The sequence below is a fragment of the Bacteroides sp. ET336 genome (assembly GCF_024733815.1).
GTDB classification, from domain to species: Bacteria; Bacteroidota; Bacteroidia; order Bacteroidales; family Bacteroidaceae; genus Phocaeicola; species Phocaeicola cellulolyticus.
Genome location: NZ_JANRHK010000058.1, coordinates 1 through 604, shown reverse-complemented (window position 1 = coordinate 604; position 604 = coordinate 1). Strand labels below are relative to the sequence as shown.

General features: G+C 41.7%; 1 pseudogene. It reads left to right on the top strand.

From position 1 onward, the window contains the following. Window positions 1-442 (top strand): annotated as a pseudogene (locus NW213_RS16810) (AAA family ATPase); the annotation flags it as partial. Window positions 443-604: the final 162 nt, after the last annotated feature.

Genomic DNA, 604 nt, shown 5'->3' with positions numbered 1-604 from the left:
ACACTCTGTATTCAAAGATGGCATAAAGGATCTGGGTACTGCAAATGATATGACAGAGGAGGAGACAAAGGCGAAACTCAAGGAATTGTACGACGGGTATCACTTCAACGAGGATTGTGTGGATATTTATAACCTGTCAGGTTTAATGATTACTCTGGATTCTAAACAGTTAATGAGTAATTGGATAGAGGTTGGAACGCCTTCGTTTCTGGTGAAAATGCTTAAAAAGAGAGATTCTGACTTTGGAGATTTGGAAGGGGTTGAGATAGACGGCAGTCTGCTGGATAGTAACGATACTGCATCGAAAAATCTTATTCCGTTGATTTATCAGAGCGGTTATCTGACGATTAAAGCCTACGATAAGAAATCGAATACCTACAAATTGGGGTTCCCTAACGAGCATGTGAAGAATGCTTTCACGGTACTGATGAATAGTTTTTAGCTTATCATGTGACGGAAGGAAGCTGGTGAAGGTGGGTGTGAATTTCAGCTATGAGAAGAGGGATGTGGAGAGGTTGGATTGTGAAGGAGTAGATACCAGGGACTGGGGACTAGGAGACGAGTTGACAAGGTTTTAGCTTCGCTGACCGTTGGTTATTAATTA